24 protein-coding genes are annotated in these 23,569 nt (G+C 50.2%); 15 read left to right on the top strand and 9 right to left on the bottom strand.

Annotated elements, in window-relative coordinates; translation table 11 throughout:
• Positions 1–110: 110 nt before the first annotated feature.
• The 6 genes from AB4124_RS02950 to AB4124_RS02925 form a co-directional block, all read right to left on the bottom strand.
• Positions 111–194 (bottom strand): putative holin-like toxin, encoded by an 84-nt coding sequence (locus AB4124_RS02950; RefSeq protein WP_223260591.1) that lies wholly within the window; start codon positions 192–194, stop codon positions 111–113.
• A 263-nt stretch (positions 195–457) separates the two neighbouring features.
• The gene (locus AB4124_RS02945) at positions 458–1,561 is read right to left on the bottom strand and encodes a GerAB/ArcD/ProY family transporter (RefSeq protein WP_441971065.1); all 1,104 of its coding nucleotides are present in this window, start codon (positions 1,559–1,561) and stop codon (positions 458–460) included.
• A gap of 68 nt (positions 1,562–1,629) precedes the next feature.
• Entirely contained in the window at positions 1,630–1,833 is a 204-nt protein-coding gene (locus tag AB4124_RS02940) for a hypothetical protein (RefSeq protein ID WP_339267408.1), read from the bottom strand.
• Positions 1,834–1,845: 12 nt separating this feature from the next.
• Positions 1,846–3,021, bottom strand: a complete 1,176-nt coding sequence (locus tag AB4124_RS02935) for a Ger(x)C family spore germination protein (RefSeq protein ID WP_441971063.1) — start codon at positions 3,019–3,021, stop codon at positions 1,846–1,848.
• Entirely contained in the window at positions 3,021–4,481 is a 1,461-nt protein-coding gene (locus AB4124_RS02930) for a spore germination protein (protein WP_441971061.1), read from the bottom strand. Before AB4124_RS02930 ends, AB4124_RS02935 begins: the two co-directional genes overlap by 1 nt.
• 208 nt (positions 4,482–4,689) lie before the next feature.
• Positions 4,690–5,217 (bottom strand): DUF2062 domain-containing protein, encoded by a 528-nt coding sequence (locus tag AB4124_RS02925; protein WP_430180252.1) that lies wholly within the window; start codon positions 5,215–5,217, stop codon positions 4,690–4,692.
• A gap of 201 nt (positions 5,218–5,418) precedes the next feature.
• Here AB4124_RS02925 and AB4124_RS02920 point away from each other — a divergent pair, with 201 nt between their 5' ends.
• From AB4124_RS02920 to AB4124_RS02860, 13 genes are all read left to right on the top strand, one after another.
• Positions 5,419–5,775 (top strand): PadR family transcriptional regulator, encoded by a 357-nt coding sequence (locus AB4124_RS02920; protein ID WP_441971059.1) that lies wholly within the window; start codon positions 5,419–5,421, stop codon positions 5,773–5,775.
• Positions 5,772–6,452, top strand: a complete 681-nt coding sequence (locus tag AB4124_RS02915; RefSeq protein ID WP_430106223.1) for a permease prefix domain 1-containing protein — start codon at positions 5,772–5,774, stop codon at positions 6,450–6,452. Before AB4124_RS02920 ends, AB4124_RS02915 begins: the two co-directional genes overlap by 4 nt.
• Positions 6,449–7,021, top strand: coding sequence for a DUF4825 domain-containing protein (locus AB4124_RS02910; RefSeq protein WP_441971056.1), 573 nt, complete (start codon positions 6,449–6,451; stop codon positions 7,019–7,021). Before AB4124_RS02915 ends, AB4124_RS02910 begins: the two co-directional genes overlap by 4 nt.
• Positions 7,022–7,065: 44 nt before the next feature.
• On the top strand, positions 7,066–8,382 hold the full coding sequence (locus tag AB4124_RS02905) for an LLM class flavin-dependent oxidoreductase (RefSeq protein ID WP_441971055.1): 1,317 nt from the start codon (positions 7,066–7,068) through the stop codon (positions 8,380–8,382).
• A 172-nt stretch (positions 8,383–8,554) separates the two neighbouring features.
• Complete coding sequence (locus AB4124_RS02900; RefSeq protein ID WP_441971053.1) at positions 8,555–9,535, top strand: aldo/keto reductase; 981 nt, start codon at positions 8,555–8,557, stop codon at positions 9,533–9,535.
• 76 nt (positions 9,536–9,611) lie between these two features.
• Positions 9,612–10,952: an LLM class flavin-dependent oxidoreductase gene (locus AB4124_RS02895; RefSeq protein WP_430106217.1), complete on the top strand. Its 1,341-nt coding sequence runs from the start codon at positions 9,612–9,614 to the stop codon at positions 10,950–10,952.
• A 5-nt stretch (positions 10,953–10,957) separates the two neighbouring features.
• Complete coding sequence (locus AB4124_RS02890; protein ID WP_430180234.1) at positions 10,958–11,734, top strand: ABC transporter permease; 777 nt, start codon at positions 10,958–10,960, stop codon at positions 11,732–11,734.
• Positions 11,735–11,773: 39 nt separating this feature from the next.
• Positions 11,774–12,790, top strand: a complete 1,017-nt coding sequence (locus tag AB4124_RS02885; protein ID WP_441971050.1) for an ABC transporter substrate-binding protein — start codon at positions 11,774–11,776, stop codon at positions 12,788–12,790.
• Between the two features lie 21 nt (positions 12,791–12,811).
• Positions 12,812–13,585: an ABC transporter ATP-binding protein gene (locus tag AB4124_RS02880; RefSeq protein ID WP_430180230.1), complete on the top strand. Its 774-nt coding sequence runs from the start codon at positions 12,812–12,814 to the stop codon at positions 13,583–13,585.
• A 36-nt stretch (positions 13,586–13,621) separates the two neighbouring features.
• A complete protein-coding gene (locus AB4124_RS02875) occupies positions 13,622–14,464 on the top strand; it encodes a sulfurtransferase (RefSeq protein WP_441971048.1) in 843 nt (280 codons plus the stop codon).
• A 212-nt stretch (positions 14,465–14,676) separates the two neighbouring features.
• Complete coding sequence (locus AB4124_RS02870; RefSeq protein WP_441971046.1) at positions 14,677–15,270, top strand: TetR/AcrR family transcriptional regulator; 594 nt, start codon at positions 14,677–14,679, stop codon at positions 15,268–15,270.
• A 94-nt stretch (positions 15,271–15,364) separates the two neighbouring features.
• A complete protein-coding gene (locus tag AB4124_RS02865) occupies positions 15,365–16,462 on the top strand; it encodes an alpha/beta fold hydrolase (RefSeq protein WP_441971045.1) in 1,098 nt (365 codons plus the stop codon).
• 254 nt (positions 16,463–16,716) lie between these two features.
• A complete protein-coding gene (locus AB4124_RS02860; protein WP_441971626.1) occupies positions 16,717–17,565 on the top strand; it encodes an AraC family transcriptional regulator in 849 nt (282 codons plus the stop codon).
• 123 nt (positions 17,566–17,688) lie between these two features.
• Here AB4124_RS02860 and AB4124_RS02855 read toward each other — a convergent pair whose 3' ends face one another.
• Complete coding sequence (locus tag AB4124_RS02855; protein ID WP_076324414.1) at positions 17,689–18,717, bottom strand: LacI family DNA-binding transcriptional regulator; 1,029 nt, start codon at positions 18,715–18,717, stop codon at positions 17,689–17,691.
• Positions 18,718–19,041: 324 nt separating this feature from the next.
• On the opposite strand from AB4124_RS02855, the gene AB4124_RS02850 reads away from it, so the two are divergent.
• Positions 19,042–20,091, top strand: a complete 1,050-nt coding sequence (locus tag AB4124_RS02850; RefSeq protein ID WP_441971042.1) for a 2,3-butanediol dehydrogenase — start codon at positions 19,042–19,044, stop codon at positions 20,089–20,091.
• Positions 20,092–20,315: 224 nt separating this feature from the next.
• Here AB4124_RS02850 and AB4124_RS02845 read toward each other — a convergent pair whose 3' ends face one another.
• Positions 20,316–21,320: a FecCD family ABC transporter permease gene (locus AB4124_RS02845; protein WP_430106204.1), complete on the bottom strand. Its 1,005-nt coding sequence runs from the start codon at positions 21,318–21,320 to the stop codon at positions 20,316–20,318.
• Between the two features lie 2 nt (positions 21,321–21,322).
• On the bottom strand, positions 21,323–22,363 hold the full coding sequence (locus AB4124_RS02840; RefSeq protein WP_411830656.1) for a FecCD family ABC transporter permease: 1,041 nt from the start codon (positions 22,361–22,363) through the stop codon (positions 21,323–21,325).
• 151 nt (positions 22,364–22,514) lie between these two features.
• On the opposite strand from AB4124_RS02840, the gene AB4124_RS02835 reads away from it, so the two are divergent.
• A complete protein-coding gene (locus tag AB4124_RS02835; RefSeq protein WP_441971040.1) occupies positions 22,515–23,504 on the top strand; it encodes an iron-hydroxamate ABC transporter substrate-binding protein in 990 nt (329 codons plus the stop codon).
• Positions 23,505–23,569: the final 65 nt, after the last annotated feature.

Raw genomic sequence — 23,569 nt, 5'->3', positions numbered from 1 at the left:
AAAAGGAGCCGGTTGCCGCCGACTCCTCACACAGCAGATCATCACCTGCAAGGTGGATATTTGCTTGCAACCAGACGTAAGAAATAGATTCATCTGTACAAGGGACGGGTCTATTTCTTATTATGGAAGGCAAGGATCGAGACGACCAGAGTGGCGAACGATATCATTAAAGCCAAAGCTTCATTCACGCCCATGCCTATCACCTCCTGCTGCCACCCTTGCCAGCTGGTCTACTGTACTATATAATATGCCAATTGCTTACAATAAAAGAACCTTTTTGTAGGAAGCGCTTACATAAAATGTTGGTTTTTTGACGAGATCAAAAAGTATAAATCCAGAGGCTTATCATACTTATCTCGGTACTAAAGGTGACATATAATCCGGAAAACTGGGAGAGCAGCAAATGCCGCTCTCCCAGTTTCTGTTTTTCAATAGGATATCCATACAGTTTCAAGTTTCAAGCGGGTTTATGATTAGCTTTAGGTTTGTGTTTGCGTTTGCGGAACAGGGAGGCAATCCAATAGAAAACAGGGATTAACTCTATAAGAATAAAGAACATCACCATCTCGAATGAATTGAAGTCCTGGAGAAAGCGGATTGGATTTTGCGAATATTGGTATGCAATCACGATAGCGGTTCCCCCAACGATGGCGATTAGTGGCCCATCCATTTGCTTCAGGTTAAACAATTTGGCAAGGCAACTTACACTTACGTGGATGAGAAAGGCGCTATGGAAAAACATCGAACTGCTCCATAATCCAATGATAAGTGGATCGGCATTAGCGAGGAACCCACTAGCTGCGCGCATTAATTCAACAAGTGGATATTGCATTTCCCGCCCTAAATAAGGGCCGAAATTCAGTAAAGCAGAAGCCCATTGGAGCAATATACCAATAGTCACCAATATCCCTGCGACAGCGAGGTTTCGAAACGATTTCCGATTAAACTGGATATAGGGAGCGAGAAAGAGGAAGATGATCCATTCGGCGAAGAAAGAAAGACAGAACAGGGCGTCCTTAACTGCAGACTCATAATTATGATGCCTGACCGTCGCAATCATCATATCAAAATGGGCCTCCTTGAAGAAAAACATGTTCATGGACACGATCGCAATGACAATGACGAGAAAAAGCCCATCTGAAATGTATATCATCGTCTCCATGCCCCATCTGGTGGTAATCATAACGACCAAACCCACGATCAGGAGCACGAACCATTGAGGAGTTTCACGCATGTAATTGGTGTCGAAGAATAAAGTGAAGCTTTCGATATCCATCCCTATGTAATTGATCGACCAGAAGAAAACCAAAGCGACGATCGGGATGTGAATCCAGTTGCTGACTAGCTTACTGCCGAAATCGATCCAGGGTTTCTGAGGATCCCACAGCGCGAGCTTTACAGTGAACCACAGGAAGATTAAACTCATCACATAGCCGCCGAGAATCGCTGCCCATCCTAAATAAGCGGAGTTCCACAATAGGGGACTGATTAGAAATCCAGTAGGTATGGCGTTAAGATAGACAAATCCGAAACGGAACAGCTGCCAGGGAGTATTTCGCATGTCGGGTTCGTACATCCTTTCCGTTATAGATTATAGTCCTCTGTGAAGGTACAACGATAAATGTTTTGTTATATGTTATTAAGCCAACCGAACAGCAGCATAATCAGTTGGTTGGGGGTCAGCCACTCGTGATAAAACAAGGCGAATAAATTCCAGACGGTAAACGCAAGGATCAGAAGGAGAACCGTCCATTTTTCACGAGGTGCTTTTGCCTTTTTCTTCGCGATATACCATTCCACCAAGGAATACACGAGGAACAGAAGAGCGAGCATGGGCAAACCTCCTTATTTCGGATTCATTTTGAGTATGGATCCGAAGTTTCGAATCTTGATTTCGGTAACAACCTGGATCTCAACTTCGTTTTTGTAATAATCGGGCCAGTTGGCATGAACTCTTTTCCAATGATCCGGATAGTTCCAATCCACCAGCATGCCAAGCTGCAGGATGTCTGCTCCTACTCGTTGCGAGGTATGAAGAGCCTTTGTTAAATGACCGGTGATTTGCTCATTGAGCTCACGCTCGATGAGCTCTTTCACCTGAAGGGTATCAAACTGCTTCTGCTTTTGTTTGTATACGATATCGCCTGTTCCGTTTAGCTTTACCGTGAACACTGGATGACCCGAAACCATACGAACAGACTTCTTAGAGCTTGATGTGATGAGAAACACGCTTGCCTTCTTACCTTCATCCCATGAAACGGTATACATAGGACCTTTTACCTCGTTTACTGCCCAACTGACAGCAAGTGACTCCTTCATCGGGAGTGTGGCAACCAGTTTATGATGATGGAAAAGCGCCGTGCCTTGAATCCCTGTCCAAGGCTTCAGTTTCTCCTGATCGGCGACCATAGGCTTCATGCCTGTTGCCAAATAGGTCAAGGCATAGCCTTGGTTGGCCGATTCGGCATAGAGGTAATCCTTTAAGTTCGTCGTGATCATGTTGTGTTGGTCCGCAAAACGGGTGAGCACCTCCGAGGGCATCTGCTCAAAGACCGGCGTCAGCTCCGCGACTTTTTTTGCATCTCCGGACGCAACCATTAAATAAGTACTGAGGATGGTTGTCGGTTCTCGCTGTAACCAGTCCGTAAGCTCCTCTAATCCCGCCTCCGCGTAGCTTTTGCCAACGACAACGACCTTGGCGTGACTGAAGTCCAAACGCCTTGAAAGATCCCGTTGAATCAGGTGCAAGGCATCCTGCACAGTGCTGGAGGACTTGGTTACCATGGCATACGGTTCACCACCACCTTGCTTGCCTGCATGGCTTCCAGATGTAAGCCGATTTGGAAGGGGGGCACTAATCGTAACTTCTACGGTGTCGTCTTGCTGACCTTTATCCACATACATGGCAAATACAAAGGTTTGCTGATTGATCTCAACTTTGGTCATCGTGAAACCGCAACCCGTCAACAGCGTTAGGGGAAGCACTATTTTGAACATGTTAAACAATTTGAGTAGAGGCATTATGGCTTTCTTCTCCTTAAATTGTTGGATGACGCATAGGTCTTAGGCCGCTTCTTCATCAGCATGGATGGCGCCCTCAGGAAGGTATCCTTCCATTCAGATATCACAAGCGGCGCAACGGGCTGTAGATAAGGTGTATTAAAAGACTTCAGGGAAGCCATGTGACCATACACAAGGAAGGCAGCAGCAAATACGCCGATAAGACCGAGTGTCCCTCCCAGAATGAGTATGGGGAAGCGCAGCAAGCGGAACGCAAGCCCGAGCTCGAAGTGCGGAATGATATAAGAAGCGATGCCGGTTATGGACACTACGATGACCATCGGATTGGATACAACACCGGCTGCTACTGCTGCTTGCCCAATGACGATAGCGCCGATGATGGATATGGTCTGCCCGACGGGCTTGGGGATCCGGGTTCCGGCTTCCCGCAAGGCTTCGAAGGTAAGCTCCATGATCAGCGCTTCGGTTAAGGCGGTGAATGGGATGTTCTCACGTGATGCCGCAAGGGTGATCAGCAGATCCGTGGGTATGATGGATGGCTGAAATGTGGTGATCGCTACATATAGAGAAGGCATCAGCAATGAAATGACGGCGAACACGAATCGGATAATCCGGATCCAGCTGGAAGAGAAGAAGCTGTGATAATAATCCTCGGACGACTGCAGCAGGGAAAATAGAGTGACAGGCACAATAAGAGCCGACGGTGTTCCATCCTGCATGATGCCGACTCTGCCTTCAAGCAGAGAAGCGGCTACGGAATCCGGTCGCTCGGTATATTGGAACTGTGGAAACGGGGATTTCACGCCTTCCTTCATTTGCTCGGACAAGGTGCTGATCCCGAAGATGCCGTCAATGGATATGTTATTCAGCTTCCGGTCCACTTGGGCGACAACTTCAGGTTTGCATAAGCCGTCGACATACACCATATATACGGCAGTTTTGGAATAGTCACCGATCTGATAACGTACGGTTTTGAGATCCGTATGCTTGATTTTGTGCCGGAGCAGCGATAAATTCGTACCAATGTCTTCGATAAAAGCTTCTTGCGGCCCGTTCACCACCAGCTCATTCTGAGATTCCGAAACCGCCCGTTTCTGATACAAGGCGATGTCGAATAAATAAGCCTCTGCCAACTGCTCCACAACCACTACCGCTGTGCCTTCGACAATCATATTGGCAATATACTCCGCCGAGGAAGAACGATGAAAAGGAACCGATAGGATATCTCCACGATCCATACGGTCAATGAAGTCGTTAAAATTATGCTGAATCAACGCGGCTTCCTTAATCAGCGGTTTAACGATATGCTCGTGCAGGGTGCTGATATCCACAATGGATTCAATATAGATAACGGTACACGTCGATCCATGGATACGTAAGGATTGATAGATGACATCCTCGCAATTCGCAAGCCGCTCTTTAACAGGGGCAAGCAGTACGTGCTGCGCCTTCGATTTCATTTTTGTTCTTCCCTCCTTTGCCGGTTCGTAGTAAAGGCTCATCCTCTTTAGAATGCCGTACTTTTAGCAACTTATACCGAATTTTCCAGAGAAACTGGCCAGGGACTGAAGAGAAGTTGAAATAAGGCAGGGACAATGTAACGTGATTCTGAATAATAAAAAAACGCCTGGGAAGGGGGTTCCAGGCGCTTTTCAATATGAGCTTTAATCAAGACTTCAATCTTCCTCTGCGAATGAATTCTTTGATTTTATGAAGTAAGGGTCTGCGGTAAAGGGAGAGCAAGATTCGCAGCAAAATATAGAGTATCAATGTAGACAGGATGCTGTTGATGAGGGCACCGACAAGAAAGTTGACGCCCATATCGCCTAATCTGCCAAAATGATTTGTCTCAATTCGATAATCCGTTTCAGGGACAGGTGCCGAGAGAGCATCTTCGATTTCAAAGGTTTTGGGAAATGTGGTGAACAAATGCACAAATACCCCGATTCTATAGTTTAAATAGAATAGAATCGGCCACAAGACAGATCCAGTCGAAGCTGCAAGGAAGGAGGAGGGGATGTTCGCTCGAACCATGCGAGCGAGCAGCGGAGCCAGCAGCAGATCAATGCCAAAGGTTGGATACCAGCAAGGGAAGAAACCTACGGCAAAACCGAGCGCAATTCGATGATCGCTATTTTGCATGCGGAGAGTCCGGAGAATATAGTATTTGAGTCGTCGAATGTATTTATAAAGCAAAACCGTCTCCTCCTGCACGTACTAAATACAATAATGAAGCGATTCTAATTATTATAGGAAGAACTTTCAAGAATTATATAGTAGTGCTTGTAAACCGTCAATCGACGAAGAAAGAAATATATGTGTGAGGTATTACTTTGACATGCATAGTAATATGCGTTATATTATACCCATTCCATTCCGTTAAGGAGGTCCGGGTATTTGATTGAATCCTTACATAACAGTGATTTGATACGTGGAAATATTGATACCTTTATTCTGCGCGTGTTATTGGACGGAGATAATTACGGCTATCAGATCATTAAAGAAATTTCGATACGAAGCGGGAATCGATTTGAGCTGAAGGAGCCTACATTGTATTCCAGTCTGAGAAGGTTAGAGAAGCAGGGATTAATCCGTTCCTATTGGGGAGAAGAAACCCAGGGCGGAAGGCGCAAATATTACAACCTCAGCCAGGAGGGACAGGGGCGCTTACTGCAAAATCAGGAGGAATGGAAGGCTGCGCGCGAGATTATCGATGTTCTGATCGGGAACGGAAAGGAGCTGACAGAGAAGTGACCAACAGGCATGACTTAGAGATCTTTGTGGACCGTCTATTTGCGAATCAACGCAAAACCAAGGAAGTGGTAGAGCTGAAGAATGAGGTTCTCAGCAATTTGGAGGCGCGGGTTACGGATTATATGGAGAACGGCATGGAATATCAATCGGCCATCAGTCTGGCTATCGATAACATCGAAGATATCGAGGCCCTCATTGACGATAATCAAAAAGTTTACAGCTACCGTTTCCGTTATAACCTTGTTCAGAGCGCACTTATTTATTCCTTGCTGGCCTGGATCGTCACCATCCCGGCCCGATTTTTGCCAAGCGGTATAGGGGTGAACACCCTCCTGCTGTGCGTTGTTGTCTTCACCGGAGCGGTGTATCTTTCCATGTCACGGCATCTGAAACGGTATGAGAAGCAGACAGCTATTATCAATGCAGGCAAATTGGCCAAATGGAGTAAAGGGGCATGGTGGCTGTGGTCGATATTTATCGTAGTTGTATCCATGTACACCTTCGTGGTTCAATACGGCAGTGATCTATGGTTTGGGCGAGCATTGCGGATCGATGGGCCGTATTCGTTCTACGAAACCGTCATGCGATATGCCATCCCGATGACGTCGGTCATCATTCCGCTGCTTGTCCAAAAAGCTTGTAAACTAACCCTTCAACTTGAGGTGAATGAACCATGAGCAGAAAAAATTGGCTGATTGTTGCACTGCTGCTTATCGGCGTAGTGGGTATGGCTGTACTGGAGGGATTCATTAAGCCCAGGGCAAATGAACAGGCCATTCAATATGAAGCGGAGCAGAATGATCCGTTGACGCATGATATCCGGAATTCGTTAAGCTACGCCAGCCCGTATATGGGGAATGCCGGGAACCTGATTAATTTGAATGCTTCGCTTCCCATGCATGACATCGAACGCACATTTCAGCTCTACCCAGAGGAATTTACGGCCGAGCTCCGATTCCAGGCTAGGGCCGGCGATCTGCAAGAGGAGAAGCTGAAGCAGTTACTGGTTTATAATTCCACTGCAAATTTTGCCATGATTTATAATTTGGAGAAACTGATCTTCGCCTTTGAAGACGAAGCTTTCACCATACGACGGGACGAGGTGCAGTCGTGGTATGGCAACCAGGTTACTCTTGCTTCATTACGGGATGCCGGGACATGGGAGAAGGAGGTTCAATCCCGTCTTGATGATATGAAGTATGTCGGTGATTACGTAGAGAAACTGGTTGAGCGTAAGTTTCTGTAGAGATAAACAGCTTCAGTAGAGATAAAGGGAAGGGGAGTATAGAGATGGGTGCGGAGCGACGCCAATTAAGTCTGGGCGCTTTTCTAATGAATTACGGCCATCATATGGCCGCTTGGCGGCATCCCGGTTCGGCGGGGGTCGGAGCTGTGGATTACGATTTCTATAAGCGCTGCGCTCAAGCAGCCGAACGCGGGAAATTCGATATGGTGTTCCTTGCAGACAACAACTCGATACCGCTGATTGAGGATTTGCGGACGAATGTCAGCTTTCTTCAACCTGAAGCGTTGACCATGCTCAGCAGTCTGGCCGGTGTCACGGAGTATGTTGGATTAGCTGGCACGGCATCTACTACATTCAACGCGCCCTACGCATTGGCAAGGCGCCTGTCCACGCTGGATCATATCAGCGGCGGCAGAGCTGCATGGAATGTGGTGACCTCCACGAAGGATGCGGAGGCACGCAATTTCGGATCGGCGGAATTAATGGAGCATGGGAAGCGGTATGAACGGGCGGAGGAGTTTCTACAGGTTGTGAAGGAATGTTGGGACAGCTGGGAGGACGATGCCCTTGTGTTGGACCGGCAGAGAGCTGTCTTTGCGGATACGACCCAGATTCATCGGGTTCATCATGAAGGAGAGTTTTTTAAGGTAGAGGGCCCGTTGAACATGCCTAGATCTCCACAAGGCAGGCTCGTTATCATTGAAGCGGGAACCTCGGAAGCGGGAAGAAGGCTGGCGGCCCAAACGGCCGATGTTGTGTTTACGGCCTGCGAGAGTAAAGAAGATGCGATAAGGTATTACCGCGAGTTTAAGGAGTTGCTCAAGGAGTATGGACGGGAAGGGGAAGAGGTGAAGGTTCTGCCAGGCCTGCTGATCTTCCTTGGAGAGACCGAAGCCGAAGCTTTGGCGTATTATCGGACGTTCAGCGAGCTCATCTTGCCGGAAGCAGGGGTGAAATACGTATCGCAGTTGCTGAATGCTGATTTGACAGGATATCCGGTAGACGGTCCGCTGCCTGATTTTCCGAGGGAAGGGAACAGCAGCCGAGCGATCATGATTATGGATATGGCTGCAAAATCGGGCAAAAGCATTCTGGAGCTCGGCCGGCATTACGCGGTATCTAGAGGTCATATGACGATGATCGGAACCCCGCAGCAGATTGCCGATCGGATCGAGGATTGGTTTCGAAGCGGGGCTTGCGACGGATTCAACATTATGGCCCCTTTGCTTCCGGGTGGTCTCGAGCAGTTTGTGGAGCGTGTAGTGCCGCTGCTTCAGCAGCGCGGCGTGTTTCGCGAGGACTATACAGGCAGAACGTTACGGGACCATCTCGGTCTCACCCGGCCGGAAATCCAACATTAAAAATAATTGACGACAAAATTAGACGATGCTATAATCCTACTTAACACATCGGAAATAATAGAATTGATGCACATTCTACCGGACAGCCGGAGATGCATCCTTGGATCAGCTTATGATCCGAGGTGTGTCTTCGGCTGTTTTTTTGTATGAATCTTACGAGGAGGCAGCAATCATGAAGTATAGAGCACTGGGTAGAACCGGAGTTCAAGTGTCGGAGGTGAGTCTGGGGACGATGGCTTTCGGGCGCTGGATTGATGAGAGGGCTTCGGCCGCCGTATTGGATCAGGCACTTGGGTCTGGCATCAATCTCATCGATACGGCTGACGTGTACGGTACCGGTATGGATAACGGGAACGTAAACCGGCTTGGGGAATCGGAAGAAATTCTAGGCAGGCTGCTGAAGGAGCGAAGACAAGATATTCTCCTAGCTACCAAGCTGCATAACCGGATCGGTCCCGGCATTAATGACCAAGGCCAAAGCCGCTATCATATCTACCGTGCGCTGGAGAATAGCCTTGCCCGGCTCCAAACGGATTATATCGATCTGTATCAAGTGCACCGGTTTGATGAGTGTACCCCGCTGGACGAGACGCTTGAGGCGCTTACGGATCTTGTACGTCAGGGCAAAGTCCGCTATATCGGCTGCTCGAACTATGCGGCTTGGCAGCTGGCCAAAGCTCATGGCATCAGTGCGCTCCACGGTCTGCGCAGGTTCGAGAGCGTACAGCCGGAATACAGTCTCATTACAAGGGATATCGAACGCGAATTAATTCCCTTTGCCCAGTCCGAGCAGGTTGGGGTTATCGTGTACAGCCCGCTCGGACGGGGCATATTGTCCGGGAAGTACCGGGTGGGCGAAGCTCCCCCATCGGACTCGCGCCTGGCTGCAGGCGAACAGAGATTGCAATTGCTGCTGAACCAGCGGCATGCGCTCTCCGTTGTGGAAGCGATCCGGCCGCTGGCGGAGCACCGGGGATGGACGCTTCCACAGTTCGCCCTGAACTGGGTGCTCAGTCGCCCAGGCATCACATCAGCCATTATCGGGGCATCGAAGCCCGAGCATATCACGGATACATTGAAGTATTCGGATGAGCGGCTGTCAGAGGAAGAACTGCAGGAAATCGACCGCTTATCAGAGGAAATTCGCGGATAAAGCAGATATATAACGAAACCATAAGGCACGATGATTATCAACCATAACCATTACAGATCAGGAAGGTGACCCAACTATGAGTTCAAAACGTCGTCAATTGCATCTTGGATTGTTTTTATTCGGGACGGGCTATCATCCCGCGGGCTGGAGGCTGCCCGAAGGCAAAACGGACGGTGCCTATGACCCTCAGTTCCTGAAGGAGGTTGCCCAGAAGCTTGAGAAGGCCAAGTTTGATTTCTTCTTTCTGGGGGACCGATTGGCCACGAGCGCAGATATGCAGCATTTATTCCCTTCCCAAATGACGCGGCTGGAGCCGTTTACGATGCTGTCCTATCTGGCTGCGGCAACGGATAAAATCGGTTTGATTGGCACGGTGAACACCACCTATGCGGAGCCGTACAACATCGCACGTTTCACGGCATCCTTGGATCATCTAAGCCAAGGCCGGGCCTCATGGAATGTCGTGACGGGCTCCGATCCACGGGCAGCGCTGAATTTCAGCCGGGAGAAGCATTGGGATAACGCCAAGCGGTACGACTATGCTGAGGAATTTATCGAGATCGTCAGCGGGCTGTGGGACACCTGGGAGGACGACTCCCTTCCGCGGGACAAGGCAAGCGGTGTGTTCGCCGACGGAAGCAAAGTACACGCTCTGGACCATGTCGGCGAGCACTTCTCCGTCGCCGGGCCGCTGAACATTCTGCGCCCGATACAGGGGCAGCTGCCGCTCATCACAGCTGGAACCTCCCTGCGCAGCCAAATGCTGGCGGCTAAATATTCCGACATGGTCTTCACGGGAACGAATGTGAAGGAAGTTGCCGTCAAATTCTTTAAGGAAGTGAAAGGCCGGCTGCCGGAGTATGGACGGGAAGCTTCGGATTTGAAGGTTCTGCCTGGACTGGTTCCGATCGTGGGCCGGACGGAGGAAGAGGCGCGTGCCAAATATGCGGAGCTGAATGAACTGGTTGTGACCGATTACGATCTGGGTCCGCTGTCGGATAAGATCGGGATTGATCTAAGGGGATATCCCCTGGAGGATCCGCTGCCGGATGTATCCGCTTCGGAAACGGCGTTGCACTGGGCCGACCTGGCGAGAAAGGCCAACGGACGCGAGGATATTACGATCAGGGATCTGTTCTATTTCTTCACCGTCACGGTCCGCGGGCATCTGCTTGTTGTCGGCAGCGCGACGCAAGTGGCGGATATCATCGAGGAATGGTTCCGGGATGAAGCGGCCGATGGATTCAATGTATGCCCGCCTTATATGCCGGGTGGACTGGATCTGTTCCTGGAGCTGGTTGTACCCGAGCTTCAGCGTCGGGGCTTATTTCGTACCGAATATGAAGGCAGCACCTTCCGGGAGCACTTGGGACTAAGCCGTCCGGGGAACCGCTATGATCTGATTGCAAAGGGGTGAGCCTGATGGGAACGAGGAAAGCCAAGAAATTTCGCGGCATCTGGGCGGGGCAGGCGATTTTGCTGCTGATCATACTGGGCATCTGCGAGCTTCTGGTTCGCACGGAGACCGTCAGCAGCTTGTATCTGCCTGCGCCCTCCAAGGTATTCCAAGAGCTGTTCAAACTGTTCGGTGACGGGGAGATTTGGAAGCATCTGTACGTCACGCTGGCCGAATTCGTTGCGGGCTATGGAATTGCGGCACTTGGAGGCCTGGCCGTGGGCATGGCTCTGGTGCTGATTCCTTGGGCGGAGCAGTTCTTCAGGCCCTATCTTTCGGCGCTGATGGCGATTCCAAAGGTGACGATTGTGCCGCTGCTCGCCCTCTGGCTCGGGATCGGGATCACGCATAAAATATCGATTGTGTTCCTATTCTGTTTCTTTACGATCACGGTCAATACGATGACAGGGATTAAGCAGACGGCGGACAACCATCTGAAGGTCGCCCAAGTATTCGAGGCCACGCAGTACCAGACCATCATGAAGGTGATTTTGCCATCGGCTGCGCCGACCATTTTTGCGGGTCTGCGCCTATCGGCTGCAACCGGACTGGTCGGGGCTCTGTTTGGGGAGATGCTGGCGTCGAAGGATGGTCTTGGAAATATTCTCGTGCAGGCAACATCGCTGTATAATACCGCGCAGGCCTTTGCTATTGTAGCGCTGGTTACCGTCGTATCCGTACTTATTATTTCATTAATCGATTTGTTGGAACGCAATGTGTTTTTGAAATGGAAATCATCATAGACCATTGGAAAAAGCGTCACTTACAGGGGAGAGATCCATATGACCAGAAGAGGAATACGTTCATACATGATTGCATTTGCAACAATATGGCTGATCGCCATGACGGCCGGCTGCGCAAGCGGCACGGATAGCGGCAAGGGAGTAGCTCCGTCCACAGTGGGCGGAGAAAACGCTGCGGGAAACCAGCTGGAGAAGATCCGATACGCACCGCTTAGCGGTGCCAGCGGATTGGCGGTGTCCTTCGGGGCGGAAAAGGGATTCTTCGAGGAAGAAGGACTGGACGTCGAGTTTATTACCACCAAGGACCCAATTGCCGGCCTGACTAGCAAAGACATCGATGTGGTCGACGTAGCCACAACGACAGCGATTGTAGCTGCGGGCAAGGGCGCCCCCGTCAAAATTGTCTCCTCCATGTTCCGGACCAAAGGCCCATTCTACCTGATTGCCTCGCCGGAGATCAAGACGGTGGAAGACCTGAAGGGCAAGAAGGTAGGCATCGCTGTGTTTGGCAGCGGGCTGGAGGTATATACACAGGTCATCCTGAAGGAGCATGGATTGAAGCCGGAGGATGTGACCTTCATTGCTAACAGTACGCATCAGGCGGCATACGCGAGTCTGGAAACAGGACAGGTTGATGCCACCATCATCCATGAGCCGTTCGCTTCTCTCGCGGAGAAGCAGGGAAAAGGAAATATCATTGCTACAGGCTGGGATTACCTACCGACCTTTCACACCGGGGTGCTGGTGGCGCGTGAGGGGATTCTGAACGAGAAGCCGGAATTGGTCGAGAAGCTGCTGCGGGCCTATTTTAAATCGCAAGAATATGCGAAGAGCCATCCGGACGAGTATAAGGCTTACTATCTGAAGAACATCGAGATCGATCCCGAGGTGCTGGATCTGGCGCTGGAGCGCGAAGAAGTTCTGTGGGAGAACAACCCGGATGTGGACATCAACGCGCTGAATGACACCCAGCAGATCCAAAAGGAATTGGGCTTCCAGGATGAGATCTACAAGGTGGAGGACATTCTGGACCTACGGTTTATTCCGAAAAAATAAAGTGTGGCAGGAGGAGTTCATATGTCTGGCTTTATGGTGAAAAATGTCTCGATGGTATATGACGGTGATCTTCCTACGATCACGCTTCAAGATATAAGTATGCAAGTCCGAGATGGCGAATTCCTGTGCATCCTTGGGCCGAGCGGCTGCGGCAAAAGCACGCTGCTCGAACTGTTGGCGGGGTTGCAGCTCCCGACGGAAGGCGAGATTTGGCTGGATGACGCGAAGATTAAGGGACCCACCCGGAGCTCGGGGGTTGTGTTCCAGGATGCATCCTTGTATCCATGGCGTACGATCTCGCAGAACGTCGGCCTTGGGTTGGAGCTCGGCGGCATGAAAAAAGCAGAGCGGCAAGCGCTCGTAGACAAATATTTGAATATGGTCGGTCTGCAGGGATTCGGTTCCAAATATCCCCATCATCTGTCGGGAGGCATGCGGCAGCGCGCCGGGATCGCACGGGCGCTTGTGAATAGTCCCAACATCCTCCTGATGGACGAGCCTTTCGGCGCGGTGGACCATCTTACCCGGCTCCAGCTTCAGCAGGATCTGCTCCGCATATGGCAGGAGGAGAAGAAAACGGTGGTGTTTGTTACCCATGATGTATCCGAAGCCGTCTTTCTCGCAGACCGAGTCGTCCTGTTATCTCCGCGTCCTGGGCGTATTCACCATATTTTCGACGTTCCCTATGAGCGTCCGCGCAAGCGGGAGGATGCCAGTCTGCTGAAGATTCAGAACGATATCTACTCGGCGATTTATGACGTGAAGACAGAAGAGGATTTGGAATTTACGATTTAAGAACAGCCGCTTGAAAACAGAAGGGACGTGGAGTTATTGTCAAATCTCGTAAGCAAGGAATGGGTGCTGGAACAGCTGGAGTCGAAACCGGGTCAGTTGGTTATCGCAGATGTCCGATTCAGCCCAGGTGATGCGGGTTACGGCTTTGAGGCTTACCAGCGTGAGCATGTGCCTGGTGCGGTATTCGTTGATTTGAAAAAGCATCTGATGGATCTGCCAAGCGAGCATGGCGGCCGGAGTCCGCTCCCGCATCCGGAGGAGCTGGCGCGGCGACTCGGCAAGCTCGGGATCGATGCAAATACGCCTGTCGTTGTCTATGACGGTGACCTCCGCCCGGAAGGAGCGCGGTTATGGTGGATTTTGAAATACTTGGGCCACGGGTCGGCATATATATTGGATGGAGGGTTCGCAAGCTGGAAAGCAGCCGGATATCCGATTACTTCGGAGGAAAGCGAAGTGACGCCGCGTTCTTTCCAGACAAATGTCCAACAGGACTGGCTGGCTGATGTGAACGAGGTGAGGGTGAAGCTTGGCGCAGCCGGCGTGACCCTGCTCGATTCAAGGGACTGGAAGCAGTTCACGGGAGAAACCGCGCCGCTGGATCCGGTGGCCGGACATATTCCGGGAGCGGTGCATGCTTTTTGGAAGGACGGGATGAATGAAGACGGGACACTGAAGGGAGCAGAGCGGCAGCGGGAACGTTTTGCTGGAATTTCTCCCGAGGATGAAGTAATAGTGTACTGCGGCTCGGGGTTGTCGGCTTGTCCGAACGTCCTGGCGTTGCAGGAAGCCGGATACCGCAAGGTGAAGCTGTATGCAGGCAGCTGGAGCGACTGGATCAGCTACAAGGACAATCCGGTAGCCACTGGGAACGTGTAAAGCGGAAGAGCCTGCGTCTGATGTGGGTTCCGGTGATAAAGCGGTGCAGCACATATATGCCTTTGAACTCTCCTTATCTATTCTCCTGTTTTTTCTCCACTAGCGAAACACTATTCAGCGAAAATAAAACATCTTGTAAGAAACAGGAAAAAGGATTATTATATTTTTAATGACTGTATAATGTATTTATAGTCATTAAAAGGAGAGGGATTATGCCTAAAATTGTCACCGAACATGAAAAAGATATGGTGAGAGAAGCGATGTTTACACAAGGGATTGAACTGATTCGCAAGAAAGGCGTAAAGCGGATTACAGTAGAGGATATCACCAGTGCGACCCATATCGGCAAAGGTTCCTTTTACTCGTACTACAATTCCAAAGAAGAACTTCTCTATTCGATTATCAAAAAGAGCGAGAGCAGAATGTTTGAGAGAGTGGAGGCCGTATTATCTGAAAACGCAAATTTGAATGAAAGGCTTGTAAAAGTATTAAAGGAAATTTATCTGGCGGCTGACAGTATCGTGCTCTACGTTTCCCCATCGGATATAGAGCTGCTGCTTCGTAAGCTCCCAGCTGAGGTGGCGGACCGGGAAGCGTCAAAATCAAACAACTATTTTAGCAGGACGCTGTCGCTTTGCGGCATTGACGAATCGAGATGCGAAATGGATGTGCTTGCCTATTTAATGAATGCACTCCATTTTGTTGGGTCGACAGATATGTCTTTTGGTGAGCGGGGAAAAGAGAAGGCCTTGGATTTACTCGTCCATGCCATTGCCGACTATATGACGGGAGGAGCCGAGCAATGAGAGAATCCTTGGAGAAATACAAACCGTTGTATGGGATTGCCCCTAATGGCTCTGCTCTGCGTAACCCAGGTCCTAACGTTTACCGGAGGACACGATGAGCGTTATATGGATCGTATTAGCCGGGTTGCTCTTATTCACCGTCAGCTTCGTTATGTTTGCCCAGTACAAGAAAAAGAAGATTGCACATCAAATTCGGATCAATCCCATGAGTAATGGCATTGATTGCAGAGAATTCGTAACCATCGGCGGCATTTCGCAATATTTGCATCATCGGGGCGAGGACACGGATAATCCAGTGATGCTGTTTTTGCACGGCGGTCCAGGAGAGCCTATATTGCCGTTTGCCCAAGAGTTTCAGATTCCGTGGGAGAAGCATGTTACGATCGTACATTGGGATCAAAGAAACAGCGGCAAAACCTATTTTAACAATGATCCGAAACAAGTTGCCCCAACAGTTACGGTTGACCGTATCGTTCAGGATACATATGAAATTGTGAACTATTTGAAAGAAAAGTATCACAAAGAGAAGATTATCATTTTGGGGCATTCCTGGGGCTCAGTGTTAGGTAGCCTGTTCAGCAAACAATATCCGGAGCTTGTGCAGGCTTATATCGGCGTTGGGCAGGTTGTGAATATGATGGACAATGAACGCGTCGGCTATGAAAAAGTACTGGAAGCGGCGAAAATGGCCGGAAACGACAACGATTATCGGGATCTTCTTCGTTTGAGGCCTTATCCTCCGCCAGCATTCGATGACGGCATGATCAGGAACCTTATGAAGGTTCGAAAATTCCAAAGAAAATATAAGTTATCGGCCGGTCCAACAACAGAGCTTATCCTCAATGCTTTAGGTTCACCATTTTATACGCTTAAGGATATGAGATATTTTTTCATCTCCGGAGCATTTGGCGAAGGACAGCGCCCTATTTGGGAATATTTATGGGAATCGTTCGATCTGTCGTCTATGGGCGCTGCATTTGATATTCCAGTCTTTTATATTCATGGAGAGCGGGACTGGCAAACCCCCTATCCGCTGGCACAGCAATTTTTTTCGACGATCAAAGCCCCGCTCAAGCTGTTTTACTCCATTCCGGAAGCGGGCCATGTTCCCATGCTGGAGCAGAAGGGGAAATTCAACGAGGCCTTATTTGATATTTTGGAGCGAACGAATGTTACGGCGAATGGCAAGTGAGTCTCTGTACAGGGCCGCCGTTGATACAGGCGGATAGCCAAGCCAGCTTGAGCAACTGGATCAGCTGCAGGGACAATAAGGGAGCAGGGGATAGATAAATACGAAGGTTTGTCGACCAGATCACTGGAGGCACAGCTATGGGGCTGTGTCTTTTTGTTGTTTTTTATCTGATAAAGTCAGGCGCAACAATACCAGGATTCTGCGGCAGCAGGAAACATTCTTTTTTTGTGAGGGAGGGATTTCATGTGAAGGGGATGGCCTTCGAATATGCCGAAATGAAGTACTGCATACCTTCGGAGATGGAAAGAAAGGGCGGAATTTGGATTCTCCGTACAGGCCGCAGCATGGCGAAGCCCCATTATTACGTGGGCCCCAAAGTATCCGAAAACTATGCGCTGCATTTTGTTCTAAACGGAAAAATCACACTGGCTTATGGGGATGAGGAGGTCACCTTGTCGGAAGGGGATGTCTTTTGCCTGTTCCCTCATACGAGATTCAGTTACTGGGAACCGAACCCCCATTCGGAGCCGACGCTGCGCACGCAGTGGGTCGTCCTGGATGGTGAATTAACCGACAATGCGTTGACCCGGATCGGGTTATCTCCGCGCAAGCCCTTTATGTTTGCCGGGATGAAGGGGGAGCTGCAGGCGGTGCTGAATCAAATATACGGGTGCGTGGATGACGACACCGTTGGCAACGAATTTGGACGACAGAAATGGTTATATCAGCTGTTTGAGCTGCTGGCTGCCGCCACGGTCAGAAAAGGGAGCAAATCGAACTGGCTCGAGCAAAGCGTGTTTTATATGGATTCCCATTACATGGAGGGGATTACGGTTATGGATGTTGTCGAGTATGCCGGCGTACACCGGACGCATCTGTATTGTGAGTTTATCCGGGCGTATGGCATCAGTCCGAGTCATTATTTAATGAAGCTGCGGATGGAGCGGGCAGCGGTGCTGCTGACCGAAACCGATGTGTCCGTGACGGAGGCTGCTTTTTCGCTGGGATATTCCAACCTCCACACGTTCTCGAGAGCATTCGCGAAATATTACCGCACGTCGCCTACCTCGTATCGGCAGCAACATATGCCGGTGCCACTCTAAAGCGAGCTGCCTGGATTATATCCAGCATCGACCAACATCTCACATAAAGAGCACCATATTAAGAGCAGCAAGAACAAGCCAGGAACTTACATTCCAGGCTTGTTCCTGTGGCATCGACAACCCCTAGTCGGTTGTTGCATTTCGTATAAAGGACATGCTGGATTCCCTGACGATGAGCCTCGGTTCGAATTGCACGCGTTCGTATTGGCCGGACTTTTGCTCGCGAAGTCGCTTGAGCAGCAATTCCGTAGCCAACCGGGCTACTTCATCGCCCATGATCGACACCGAACTGATCTGAGGTGTCGTGACGGTGGTCCATACATTGTTATCGATGCCGACGACGGCCACATCATCGGGAACCCGGATCTTCAGCTCTTTAAAACGGTTGACGATGCCGATAGCAACCATATCGTTTACCGCATAGATGGCGTCCGGCATATGTTTCAGGCCATAGAAATAGTCCGCTGCACGAACCCCTGTTTCAAACGAGAAATCCTCCCCGAAATAGACAAGCGACGGATCGACTTGCGTCAGCGATTGCTCATATGCCCAATACCGCTCTTCGATTTTATCCTTGGGCGCACCGGCATAGGCGATTCGGGTCCGTCCGATTTTCAGCAGATGCTCCATAACAAGCCTGCCCTCCTGACGTGCAAGGCCTACGATATCGGCTCTATACTCATCTCCCAGCTGTTTTCCGTAATTAATGATTGAGACGGGGAGGCTCGATTTGTTGATCAGGTCGCCCAGTGTTTTGGGATAGGCCAGCGGCATGATAATCAAGCCGTCTACGTGCAGCTTCTTGATATCTCTTACGATTTCAAGCTCGTTTCGGGCATTCCCGGCTGTATTGATCTGAACGACTCGATATCCGTGCTGCTTGGCGGTCTGTTCCACCGACCAGGCGATTTCCGGGATGATCGCATTTCGAATGTCAGGCACGGCCAAGGCGATTTGATTCGTCTGCCGCACCTTCAGGCTTTGAGCCGATGTATCCGGACTAAATCCGATTTCTTCGATCACCTGCAAGATCCGTGCTTTCGTTTTCGGACTGATTCCCTTGCTGTTGTTGATGGCTCGGGACACGGTTGCTATTCCAACGCCCGCTTGTTTGGCGACATCTTCAATCGTCACTTTTTTGGGATTCACCATATTCAAAAGTCCTCTCTATATCGGAAACGTTTCCTGTTCTTGTTCTAATTTGAGATCTCAATGGAGCAATATCTATATTATACCATTAAGAATACCTTTAAATCATAGAACACCTCGACGAAGAAAAGAGGTGCAGGTAGCGTGCTGTATACATTGCTAATAATCACTGAAAAAGAGGAGGAGATTAGATCTTGCGTTGTCCATGATTTTTCATACATTTTAGTCAATAGTGTTTGACATATTGTCGAAAATGTGACATATTTGATTTCGGAAACGTTTCCTGTTTTGTTTTTATTTTTTCGAACCCATAAGGAGATGAAGACAATGCAAGCATTGCGCTGGCATGGAGTAAAGGATCTGCGTTTGGAGACAATTGCAGAGCCGCAAGCAACGAGTGGAAAAGTGAAAATCAAGGTCGAATGTTGCGGGATTTGTGGTAGTGATCTCCACGAATACGTAGCTGGGCCTATATTTATACCTGAGAATACGCCTCATCCCCTTACCGGAGAACAGGCTCCGGTGGTAATGGGCCATGAATTTTCTGGCCAGGTGGTAGAGGTTGGCGAAGGCGTCACGAAATTCAAGGCTGGTGACCGCGTGGTTGTTGAGCCCGTATTTGCATGCGGAAAATGCGAAGCTTGCAGACAAGGCAAATACAATCTGTGCGAAAAAATGGGCTTTCTCGGCCTTGCCGGCGGTGGCGGCGGATTCTCCGAATATGTAGCTGCGGATGAGCATATGGTTCATAAAATTCCGGACAGCGTCTCTTATGAACAAGGGGCTTTGGTAGAGCCTTCGGCAGTCGCCTTGTATGCCGTACGCCAAAGCCAGCTGAAAGCAGGGGATCGGGCAGTTGTATTCGGTGCGGGACCGATTGGTCTGCTCGTTATCGAAGCATTGAAGGCAGCAGGGGCGTCCGAGATTTACGCAGTAGAACTATCTGCTGAGCGTAAACAAAAGGCCGAAGAATTGGGGGCTATCGTCATTGATCCCAAGGCTTACGATGTCGTAGAAGAACTTCATCGTCGGACCGGCACCGGGGTAGATGTGGCATTCGAAGTAACGGGTGTTCCACCTGTACTGAATCAAGCCATCAACTCTACGAAGATCGGCGGACAGATTATGATTGTCAGCATATTCGAAACCTCCGCTCCGATCGTGCCGAATGACATCGTGATGAAGGAGCGTAATATTACCGGAATCATCGGTTATCGCGACGTATTCCCGGCTGTCATTAGCCTGATGGAAAAAGGATTCTTCCCTGCGGATAAGCTGGTAACTCAGCGGATCAAACTGGATGAGATTATTGACCGGGGCTTTGAGGCCTTGCTCAAAGAGAAGAACCAGGTGAAAATCCTGGTGAGCGCTCACTAATATCGCAGCTGGGCTTCGCAGTTGCATAACTTATGAAAGACCGCGAAACGCGGTCTTTTTGCTTTGCGGAATAAAAAGGTTGCCTCCGAGCTGAGTCAGAACAGTGCATAGCACTCGCTCATGTGCGCCAATCAAGCTTTTAGCGCATGACACAAAAGAACGGCGATTTCCTCCTGCATGGACCGGGAGGAGATCGCCGTCTTTTTTTTAAAAAACTGTTCAACTTAATCCTTGATCAGCAAATATATAAAGTAGGGCGCTCCAAGACAGGAAACGACCAATCCAACCGGGATTTCGGAAGGGGCCATCAGGTTCTTGCCGATCATATCGGCAACAAGCAGCACCAGAGAGCCAAGAAGCGCAGAGACAGGCAGCATTCCCTGATGACGGGGACCCACCAGCTTACGCGCCAGATGCGGAGCAACCAGTCCAAGAAACGCGATGCCGCCGCCTACGGCCACGCAGGCGCCTGCCAAGGCAACGGAGATGAACAGCAGCGTTCTTCGTTCGCGTTCTACCGTGACCCCAAGTCCCGCTGCCGTGTGGTCCCCCAGGTTGAGCACATTCAAATGTTGCGATTTATACACCGCCCAGGGAATCAGCAGAAGAATCCACGGAAGGATCGCAACGACATATTCCCAGCTTGCTCCCCAGATGCTTCCGGACAGCCAGATGGTGGCCTGCATGAAATTGTTGGGGTCCATCATGAGCTGAAACACGATAATAAGCGCTCCGAAGGCCGCGTTGATGCCAATCCCCACTAAAACAAGCCGAATCGGCGTCACGCCTTGCTTCCAGGCTATTGAATATATGAGAAAGGCAGCGAGAAATGCCCCAAATAGCGCGGCAAAAGGCATGATATAGACGGACCATATGCCGGAACTGAACGAGCTGCCTTGAAAATAAAAGATATACAGCACGACAGCCAGTCCTGCTCCGGAATTAATGCCGAGAATGCCCGGGTCTGCCAGCGCGTTCCGCGAAACACTCTGTAGAATAGCGCCGGAGACGGCGATTCCCGCACCGATCAGAATGGCAATGACCATGCGGGGTAAACGAAAGTGCATTAGAACGGTATAATTCTGCTCAGATCCTGTTCCGTTGAACGCTTTAATGACCTCAGCGAGCGGGATTTTCATCGTTCCCATATTCAGGCTGACCAGAAACACGGCTAATATGGCCAGCAGCAGAATCATCGACACGGACATCACTTTTCTTGTTTTATTCATCGTTACAGTCCCCTCCCTTCGCGTCGTGCAAGATAGAGGAAGAAGGGAACGCCGATGATCGCCGTAATCGCACCGACAGGCGTCTCGAACGGAGGATTGATCATCCTCGCCCCCACATCGGCAAACACCAGCAAAAGTGCTCCCATGACAGCGGAGCAAGGGATGATCAGTCGATAGTCGGGACCTACGATGAAGCGAACGATATGCGGGATGACAAGCCCCACGAATCCGATCGTTCCGCCCACAGCTACCGCTGCGCCCGTGAGGAGCAGCACAACAAGCGTGCCCAGGAACTTCACGGTTCCCGTTTTTTGGCCAAGCCCGGTAGCGACCTCCTCGCCCAGGCTCATGACGGTAATGGATCTGCTGAGTGCCAATGCAATCAGCAAACCGATGATGGAGACGGGGATCAGGAGCTGCACGTTTACCCATTGCACGCCCGACACGCCTCCGGCATACCAGAAGCTGATATCCTTGGCAACGTTAAAGCGGATGGCAATGGCTGAGGAAATCGAGCTGAGGAGCGCGGTTACGGCAGATCCGGCCAGCGCCAGCTTGACGGGCGTCAGGCCCCGTTTGGATAACGAGCCGATGAGAAGCACGAGTCCGGCCCCAAGGCCCGCACCGGCAAAAGATAGCAGCATGAGCACGGTGTTGGACGGCGACTCCATAAAGGCAAACCCAATCGACATCATGAAAGTGGCACCTGCGGTGACTCCCATAATGGAAGGGGAAGCGAGCGCGTTTCTTGTCATGCCCTGCATGATGGCTCCGGAAACGGCCAAGGAACCGCCGATCAGTGCAGCTGCCAAGGCCCTTGGCATGCGCAGTCTCTGGATAATCTGGTGCGAGGTGGAATGGGCATCGAAGTGGACAAAAGCCTCCCATATGGTGGACAATTGGATGTTCGACGCACCATAGATAATCGAGGATGCCATAGCGACAGCCAGGAGGCTAAGCCCCAACAGAATGACGACCGCGGCCGTCTTGGGGCGATAAATGGATTTTGCGGTTGTTTTGTTCATGGGCTGATTTGCTTGCATAGTCACCTAAACCTTCATGTTGATAAAAAATTTTAAATAACGTATTGTAATTGAGAATGAATTTCATTATCATGGTTATTATTATATCACTTCATCCTAAGATTGCTAGTGATCTAGGCAGAAAAAATATACATAAAGGGGATCTGTAACAATGAGTCGATTCAAGAAAAAAATATGGATAATCGCAGGACTATTGGCAGCTTTCACGCTGCTTGCAGCTTGTGGAAATAGCAAGGAAGCAGCCGGGAACGAGCCAACGGAGGCCCAAGCGCCAAGTGACCAGAACGGCGGTAATGAAGCCAAGACAGAACGTATATTGACAGACGCCATGGGCCATGAGGTGAAAATTCCGGCCGAGCCGAAACGAGTGATAGCTTCTTACTTGGAGGATAACCTGGTGGCATTGGGTATTACTCCGATCGCGCAGTGGTCGGTCAAAGGCGGAAGCGTCCAGGATTATCTGCAGGACTCATTGAAGGATGTGCCTACGATTGAGCATGATCTTCCCTTTGAAGCAGTAGCGAGCTTCCAGCCGGATCTATTGATCATGGACTCGGCATCCATGGTAGAAGGCAACAAGTACAGCCAATACGAGAAGATTGCTCCAACCTACGTCATCGGCAATGAGGTCAATAACGATTGGCGCGAAGAGCTGAAGAAAGTGGGAGAAATCTTTGGCATGGAGGAGGAAGCGCAAGCGGCTCTCGATAAATACGAGCAGAAGGCAAAGGATGCCAAGGAGAAAATCCAGCAATCGATCGGCGGTGAATCTGCTGCAGCGATTTGGCTTGTCGGCGGTAAATTGTTCGTCGTTAGCGAGACGTTGTCCAGCGGAGCCGTCATGTACGGTGACTTGGGTCTCACGGTTCCGAATGTTGTGAAGGAAATCTCGGCATCGGCTACGGGCAACTGGTCATCCATTTCCCTGGAGAAATTGGCGGAACTCGACGCGGATCATCTGTTCTTTATTAATAGTGACGGCGAAGGGGCCGAAGTGCTTCAGGATCCGCTCTGGGCGAATATTCCGGCTGTTAAGAACGGCAACATCTATGAATATGGAAAAGATACAAGCTGGTTGTATACCGGCACGATTGCCAATAGCCAGATCATTGATAACGTGCTGGAAAGTTTGATGAAATAAACGGTAACAGATTGAAACATGCATGCAGCCGTCTTGCCGGTCTTTATCGGGAGGCGGTTTTTTGT

The organism is Paenibacillus sp. 2KB_20, from assembly GCF_052115765.1.
Lineage (GTDB): Bacteria > Bacillota > Bacilli > Paenibacillales > Paenibacillaceae > Paenibacillus_AQ.
The sequence above is the reverse complement of the archived record's forward strand: the minus strand, read 5'-3'. Positions and strand labels throughout refer to the sequence as shown.

Coding starts and splice junctions, on each gene's coding strand:
- AB4124_RS02930 (WP_441971061.1), bottom strand. CDS start 4,481: ATGAAATCGAAGGCGCAGCACGTACTGCTTGCCCCTGTTAAAGAGCGG.
- AB4124_RS02855 (WP_076324414.1), bottom strand. CDS start 18,717: ATGGTGAATCCCAAAAAAGTGACGATTGAAGATGTCGCCAAACAAGCG.
- AB4124_RS02850 (WP_441971042.1), top strand. CDS start 19,042: ATGCAAGCATTGCGCTGGCATGGAGTAAAGGATCTGCGTTTGGAGACA.
- AB4124_RS02900 (WP_441971053.1), top strand. CDS start 8,555: ATGAAGTATAGAGCACTGGGTAGAACCGGAGTTCAAGTGTCGGAGGTG.
- AB4124_RS02940 (WP_339267408.1), bottom strand. CDS start 1,833: ATGCTCGCTCTTCTGTTCCTCGTGTATTCCTTGGTGGAATGGTATATC.
- AB4124_RS02865 (WP_441971045.1), top strand. CDS start 15,365: ATGAGCGTTATATGGATCGTATTAGCCGGGTTGCTCTTATTCACCGTC.
- AB4124_RS02895 (WP_430106217.1), top strand. CDS start 9,612: ATGAGTTCAAAACGTCGTCAATTGCATCTTGGATTGTTTTTATTCGGG.
- AB4124_RS02835 (WP_441971040.1), top strand. CDS start 22,515: ATGAGTCGATTCAAGAAAAAAATATGGATAATCGCAGGACTATTGGCA.
- AB4124_RS02885 (WP_441971050.1), top strand. CDS start 11,774: ATGACCAGAAGAGGAATACGTTCATACATGATTGCATTTGCAACAATA.
- AB4124_RS02870 (WP_441971046.1), top strand. CDS start 14,677: ATGCCTAAAATTGTCACCGAACATGAAAAAGATATGGTGAGAGAAGCG.
- AB4124_RS02845 (WP_430106204.1), bottom strand. CDS start 21,320: ATGAATAAAACAAGAAAAGTGATGTCCGTGTCGATGATTCTGCTGCTG.
- AB4124_RS02890 (WP_430180234.1), top strand. CDS start 10,958: ATGGGAACGAGGAAAGCCAAGAAATTTCGCGGCATCTGGGCGGGGCAG.
- AB4124_RS02910 (WP_441971056.1), top strand. CDS start 6,449: ATGAGCAGAAAAAATTGGCTGATTGTTGCACTGCTGCTTATCGGCGTA.
- AB4124_RS02840 (WP_411830656.1), bottom strand. CDS start 22,363: ATGCAAGCAAATCAGCCCATGAACAAAACAACCGCAAAATCCATTTAT.
- AB4124_RS02945 (WP_441971065.1), bottom strand. CDS start 1,561: ATGCGAAATACTCCCTGGCAGCTGTTCCGTTTCGGATTTGTCTATCTT.
- AB4124_RS02905 (WP_441971055.1), top strand. CDS start 7,066: ATGGGTGCGGAGCGACGCCAATTAAGTCTGGGCGCTTTTCTAATGAAT.
- AB4124_RS02860 (WP_441971626.1), top strand. CDS start 16,717: ATGGCCTTCGAATATGCCGAAATGAAGTACTGCATACCTTCGGAGATG.
- AB4124_RS02935 (WP_441971063.1), bottom strand. CDS start 3,021: ATGCCTCTACTCAAATTGTTTAACATGTTCAAAATAGTGCTTCCCCTA.
- AB4124_RS02950 (WP_223260591.1), bottom strand. CDS start 194: ATGGGCGTGAATGAAGCTTTGGCTTTAATGATATCGTTCGCCACTCTG.
- AB4124_RS02880 (WP_430180230.1), top strand. CDS start 12,812: ATGTCTGGCTTTATGGTGAAAAATGTCTCGATGGTATATGACGGTGAT.